Source organism: Aeromicrobium sp., assembly GCF_014378035.1.
GTDB lineage: Bacteria > Actinomycetota > Actinomycetes > Propionibacteriales > Nocardioidaceae > Aeromicrobium.
The window spans coordinates 1-4,058 of the sequence record NZ_JACMOM010000113.1; the positions used below are offsets into that span (position 1 = coordinate 1).

The window sequence follows — 4,058 nt, forward strand, 5'->3', positions numbered from 1 at the left end:
CCGATCGGCGACCACGGACGCGGCCACCTCGGCGGTGGGCGCGTCGGTGACGCGTTCGGCGCCCTGCTCGCCGTTGATGGTGATCACGACGGGGTAGAGCCCGCGAACCAGATCCGACCCGCCCGTGGCGGAGTCGTCGTCGGCGGCGTCGTAGAGCGCCTCCACGGCGGCACGCAGGGCGGTGGCCGCGGGAGGTGACGACGCCGACGACCGGGAAGATGCGCCGCGTCAGGCCGGGGCCGCCGGTGGCGGAGTCGTCGTCGGCGGCGTCGTAGAGCGCCTGGATCGTGGCCGTGACGCAGTCGCCCTCCGTGAGCTGGGGGCTGTACAACTTCTTGAGCGAGCCACGAGCGAACATCGACCCGGAGCCGACCGAGTGGAAGCCGCTGTGCTCCTCGTAGCGACCACCCGTGACGTCGTAGGAGAAGATGCGGCCCTGCTGCGTCTCGAGGTCGAACCCGGCGAACAACGGCACGACCGCGAGCCCCTGCATCGCGAGGCCGAGGTTGCCACGGATGAGGGCGGCCAGCCGGTTGGCCTTGCCGTCGGCCGACAGAACAGTACCCTCGATCTTCTCGTAGTGCTCGAGCTCGACCTGGAACAGGCGGACCATCTCGAGCGCGAGGCCCGCGCTGCCGGCGATGCCGATGCAGGAGTACTCGTCGGCGGGGAAGACCTTTTCGATGTCGCGCTGCGCGATGATGTTGCCCATCGTGGCGCGACGGTCGCCAGCCATGATGACGCCGCCGTCGAATGTGGCGGCAATGATCGTCGTGCCATGGGGTGCGAGATCGCCGTGCGCGCCACCCGTGTGCGCCGCGGCACCGGGCATCAGGTGAGGAGCGTGGCTGGCGAGGTAGTCGGCGAACGATGACGAGCCGGAAAGGCGGTTGCCCTCAGGCAGCATCACTGCCCACCCTTCTGCACGAAGCTGCGAACGAACTCCTCGGCGTTCTCCTCGAGCACGTCGTCGATCTCATCGAGGATGGAGTCGACATCGTCGTCGAGCTTCTCCTTGCGCTCGGTGTCGACCTCGGTGGACTCGGCCTGGGCCTCGGGCTCGGTCGACTTGCGCGTGTTCCTGTGCTGCTGTTCGGACATGTGGCAACCCTATCCCCAGACGCACGAAGCGGCGCGGAGGTCAGTGCGGAGGTCGGGGCGCGAGCACCCTTCAGCGTCCGGTGATGGCGGTCAACAGTTCTTCGGCCGTGGCGCTGGACTCGAACAGGCTGCCCACGTGTTCGGCGGTGCCGCGCAAGGGCTCCATGGTGGGGATGCGTTGCAGCGAGTCGTGTCCGGGGAGGTCGAAGATCACCGAGTCCCACGAGGCCGCCGCGATGTCCTTGGAAAAACGTGTCAGGCACATGCCCCGGAAGTAGGCGCGGGTGTCCTGCGGTGGGTCGGTCACGGCCGCGGCAATCTGCGCCTCGGTGAAGAGCCGATCGATGCGTCCGGCCCGCACGAGCTGGTGATAGAGGCCCTTGTGCAGCCTGATGTCGTGGTACTGAACGTCGACGAGGTGCAGCTTGGCGTGGTCCCAGTCGAGGCCGTCGCGCTCGCGGTAGCGCTCGAGCAGTGCGAGCTTGGCGACCCAGTCGAGCTCGCGCACGCACTCCATCGGATCGCGTCCGAGCCGGTCGAGAACGCTCTCCCACCGCTGCAGGATGTCGTCGGTCTGCTCGTCGGACCCCTCCTGCGCGACAAAGGCCTTGGCAAGCTCGAGGTACTCGCCCTGGATCTCCAGCGCAGTCATGGTGCGGCCATCCTCCAGCCGCACGGTCTGGGTGAGCGTCGGGTCGCACGAGATGCGGTGCAGCGCCGTGACGGGCTTGATGATGGCCCGGTTCTTTGTCAGGAAGCCGGCCTCGATCATGGCGAGCACCAGCGAGGTCGTGCCGTGCTTGAGGTAGATCGCAGTCTCTGAGCAGTTGGCGTCACCGATGATGACGTGCAGACGGCGGTACTTCTTGGGGTCGGCGTGCGGCTCGTCGCGGGTGTTGATGATCGGACGCTTGAGCGTCGTCTCCAGACCCACTCCCACCTCGAAGTAGTCGGCGCGCTGGCTGATCTGGAACGCGTGGACGCTGCCATCCTGCTTCTGGCCGACCCGGCCGGCTCCCGTGAACACCTGCCGCGACACGAAGAACGGGGTCAGGTGCGTCACGATCTGGTCGAAGGGCACATCGCGACGCATGAGGTAGTTCTCGTGGGAGCCGTACGACGCCCCCTTGTTGTCGACGTTGTTCTTGTAGAGCACGATCGGCGCCGTGTTGGGGATCGTGGCCGCCAGCTCGGCACCGAGTCTCATGACGTTCTCGCCGGCCTTCTCCCAGAGGGCCACGTCAAGGGGGTTGGTGACCTCGGGGCTCGAGTACTCGGGGTGAGCGTGGTCGACGTAGAGGCGAGCACCGTTCGTCAAGATGATGTTGGCCAGACCCATGTCCTCGTCGGTCAGCTGCGAGGGATCGGCGACGTCACGGCTCAGGTCGAATCCACGGGCATCGCGGAGCGGGTTCTCCTCCTCGAAGTCCCACCGCGCGCGACGGCTGAGGCCGTGGGCTGCGGCGTAGGAGTTGACGACGTGGGTCGAGGCCACCATGGGGTTGGCGTGCGGTTGTCCCTGGACGGCGATGCCGTACTCGACCTCACTACCCTGCACCCGACGAACGCTCATGACTCAACCCTACGGTCAGCGCCGAGCAGCTTGCCGAGGTGGACGCTGAGCGGATCACTGGCGTAGAACCCGAAGGCGGGAATGTCCTCGTAGCCTGCCGCGCGGTACATCTGGACCGCCTCGGGCTGGGGGCTGCCGGTCTCGAGGATCAGACGGGTCATCCCAGCCCGTGCTGCTGATTCCTCGATCTCGTCGAGCAGGGCCCGGGCGAGCCCTCGGCGTTGGTAGGCGGGCCGCACGTACATGCGCTTGATCTCCGCGTCGAGGGGAGACGACGCGTCACCGTGGCGGCGCCACCCGCCCATGCCAGCGGGCGTGTCGTCGACGTAGACCATGAGGAATGCTCCGTTGGGAGCATCGAACTCAGTCGTGTCGATGGGAGCGATGTCGCCCTCGCCGCCGTAGCGACGGGCGTACTCCATCTGCACCTCTGCGGTGAGCATCTGCGCGTCGGCACTGTCGTAGGCGACCGCGCGCACATCGTGGTTCAGAGGTACTGACCGGTGTTGGCGACGGTGTCGATCGACCGGCCGGGCTCGTTGCCGCTCTTGCCCGAGATGAGCGTGCGGATGAACACGATGCGCTCGCCCTTCTTGCCCGAGATTCGCGCCCAGTCGTCGGGGTTGGTCGTGTTGGGGAGATCCTCGTTCTCCTTGAACTCATCGAGGCAGGCCTGCAGCATGTGCTGGATGCGCAGCCCGCGGTGGCCGCTCTCGAGGAGGTCCTTGATGGCCATCTTCTTGGCCCGGTCGACGATGTTCTGGATCATGGCGCCGGAGTTGAAGTCCTTGAAGTACAGAATCTCCTTGTCGCCGTTGGCATACGTGACCTCGAGGAACTGGTTGTCCTCGGACTCGGTGTACATGCGCTCGACGGTGCGCTGGATCATGCCCGCGACGCAGGCCTGACGATCGCCCTTCCACTCCGCGAGGTCGTCGGCGTGCAGCGGCAGGCTGGCGGTGAGGTACTTGCTGAAGATGTCACGGGCCGACTCGGCGTCGGGGCGCTCGATCTTGATCTTCACGTCGAGCCGACCGGGACGAAGGATGGCGGGGTCGATCATGTCCTCACGGTTGGAGGCGCCGATGACCAACACGTTCTCGAGGCCCTCGACACCGTCGATCTCGCTGAGGAGCTGGGGGACGATGGTGTTTTCTACGTCGGAGGACACACCCGACCCGCGGGTGCGGAACAGCGAGTCCATCTCGTCGAAGAACACGATGACGGGGGTGCCCTCGCTGGCCTTCTCACGAGCCCGCTGGAAGACCAGGCGGATGTGCCGCTCGGTCTCACCGACGTACTTGTTGAGCAGCTCGGGACCCTTGATGTTGAGGAAGAACGAACGTCCTTCCTCGCCGGTGCGCTCGGAGACCTTCTTGGCCAA

The 4,058-nt window shown here is 66.3% G+C and carries 5 protein-coding genes; all 5 read right to left on the bottom strand.

From position 1 onward, the window contains the following. A partial coding sequence (gene prcB, locus H7290_RS05620; protein ID WP_290513032.1) for a proteasome subunit beta occupies positions 1-907 on the bottom strand: 907 nt, incomplete at its 3' end. Continuing rightward, entirely contained in the window at positions 907-1,101 is a 195-nt protein-coding gene (locus H7290_RS05625) for a ubiquitin-like protein Pup (protein ID WP_290513033.1), read from the bottom strand. The genes H7290_RS05625 and prcB, both read right to left, overlap by 1 nt. Positions 1,102-1,171: 70 nt before the next feature. Beyond that, complete coding sequence (dop, locus tag H7290_RS05630; protein WP_290513035.1) at positions 1,172-2,674, bottom strand: depupylase/deamidase Dop; 1,503 nt, start codon at positions 2,672-2,674, stop codon at positions 1,172-1,174. Then, positions 2,671-3,153 (bottom strand): GNAT family N-acetyltransferase, encoded by a 483-nt coding sequence (locus H7290_RS05635; protein WP_290513036.1) that lies wholly within the window; start codon positions 3,151-3,153, stop codon positions 2,671-2,673. Before H7290_RS05635 ends, dop begins: the two co-directional genes overlap by 4 nt. 8 nt (positions 3,154-3,161) lie before the next feature. Further along, positions 3,162-4,058, bottom strand: an 897-nt coding sequence (locus tag H7290_RS05640; protein ID WP_290513037.1) for an AAA family ATPase, incomplete at its 5' end; no start/stop codon positions are given.